The organism is Frankia sp. AgKG'84/4 (genome assembly GCF_023242965.2).
Classification (GTDB): domain Bacteria; phylum Actinomycetota; class Actinomycetes; order Frankiales; family Frankiaceae; genus Frankia.
Window position 1 is genome coordinate 1 of record NZ_JALKFU020001309.1, and the last position, 2,118, is coordinate 2,118.

A 2,118-nucleotide genomic window follows, 5' to 3' on the forward strand; every position below is an offset into this window, starting at 1 on the left:
GACCACCTCGGCGCTCGACGGCGCCCGCGGCGCCCGGGTGGCGGGCGTGCCGGTGCACGCGGTTCGCCTCGCCGGCCTCGTCGCCCACCAGGAGGTGCTGCTCGGCGGGTCGGGCGAGACGCTCACCCTGCGCCACGACTCCTACGACCGTACGTCGTTCATGCCGGGTGTCCTGCTGGCCGTGCGCCGCATCGCCGATCTGCCCGGGCTGACCGTCGGCCTGGAACACCTGCTCGACCTGGACTGATCGCCGATTGCGCTGGCGGTTCACGGCGGGCGGTGACGGCTCGCGCGCCACGCCGCAGAGTCGCCGATCCGACGGTCCTGACAGCAACGGAAATCCGAAAGATAGGTTTCCGGGTGTGGTCGGACACGTTGACCGCCGGCCGCCGGCGGGAACCCGCAGCGTCTACGGTATTGATCTTGGTACGACGTTCAGCTGCCTAGCCCGGGTCTCGGACTCCGGCGAGCCCCAGATCGTGCCGCTGGCCGGTGACGCGCTGACGTTGCCGAGTGTCGTGCTGTTCGTCGGTGCCGATGACTTCATCACCGGGCAGCCCGCCCGCGAACTCGCGCGGGCCCGCCCCGACGATGTCTGTTCGCTGGTCAAACGGAGGATGGGCGACGGGGACTGGCGGTTCATCACCCAGGGCGCCGCCTGGTCCGCGCCCGCCGTCAGCGGCCTGATCCTCAAGGCGCTGATCTCCGACGCGGCACTCGCCACCGGGGAACCGGTCGAGGACGCCGTCCTCACCGTCCCGGCCTACTTCGGCGATGAGGAACGCCGCGCGACCGTCCTCGCCGGCGAGTACGCGGGGCTGAGCGTCGTCGACGTCATCAACGAGCCGACCGCCGCAGCGCTGTCCTACGGCTTCGCCCGCTTCGAGATCGGCGGGCGGCGCACGCTGGGCGGCCCGGGCACCGTCGCCGAGGAGGTCGCGCTCGTCTACGACCTCGGCGGTGGCACGTTCGACGTCACGGTTGTCGAACTCGCCGACCGCCGGGTGTCCGTCGTCGCCATCGACGGTGATCATCAGCTCGGCGGCGCCGACTGGGACGAGAAGGTCGTGCTCCTGCTCGGTGACCGTTTCCTCGCCGAGCATCCGGACGCCCCCGACCCGCTGGACGACGGTGGCGCCGCGCAGACGCTGCTGCTCGCCGCCGAACGGGCCCGCCGGGAGCTGACCGACGCCGAGGCCACGACCGTCGTCATCGACCACGCCGGCCTGCGCACCGAGGTGCTCCTCACCCGCGACGAACTGGAGGGGATCACGGCGGGGCTGCTCGACCGGACGGTGGCGCTGACCCGGGCGGCGCGCGACGCGGCGATCGCCCGCGGGGTGCGCGGCATCGACCGGATCCTGCTGGTCGGCGGCGCGTCGCGGATGCCCGCCGTCGCGCGCCGCCTCGCCGCCGAGTTCGAGGTGCCCGTCGAGCTGTCCGATCCGGACCTCGCCGTCGCCCGCGGTGCCGCGATCTACGGCGAGAAGAAGGCCCTGGAGCGCCTCGTCCTCGCGGATCTGGTGACCCGTGGCCAGCTCGTCGACGGCGCCGGAGTGGACGCGGCAGCGCCGGGGGACCTGGACGCCGCCTGCGGGCGCCTCGCCGCCGCGCTCGGCCTACCCGCCAGTCGGGTCCGGCGCACCGTGGAGGTGCAGGTCGTCAACGTCGTCTCCCGCGGGTTCGGCGTGCTGGCGCTGAACCGGTTCGCCGAGCAGGGCGCGGTCTTCCTCGTGCACCGCAACGACCGGCTGCCGGTCGCCGTCCGCCGGTCGTTCGGCACGGTGCGCGACGATCAGGACACGGTCACCGTCTACATCGTCGAGCAGGCCGGCGGGGTGGAGTCCGCCCGGGTCGAGGACAACAAGGTGATAGCCGAGGCGGAGATCACGGGGATCCCGCCGGGCTTCCCGGCCGGTTCGCAGATCCACATCCTGTTCCGGATGGGCTTCGACGGCATTCTCGTGGTCACCGCGACCCATGAGGGCCTCGCCGACCGGCCGCTCACGGTCCGGGTGGAGACGTCCGCGGCCCTCAGCCAGGCCGATGTGGCGCGGGAGCGGGAGCAGGTGGCGCGGGCGCGGCGCGAACGCGGCGGCGTGCCCGGTACCGGCGGCC

The 2,118-nt window shown here is 73.2% G+C and carries 2 protein-coding genes; both read left to right on the forward strand.

What is annotated here, in order from left to right; genetic code table 11:
- On the forward strand, positions 1–247 hold a 247-nt coding region (locus MXD58_RS29960), incomplete at its 5' end, for a dihydrodipicolinate reductase C-terminal domain-containing protein (RefSeq protein WP_284679031.1).
- Positions 248–362: 115 nt separating this feature from the next.
- The coding region (locus MXD58_RS29965; RefSeq protein WP_250611508.1) for an Hsp70 family protein at positions 363–2,118 on the forward strand (1,756 nt) is incomplete at its 3' end.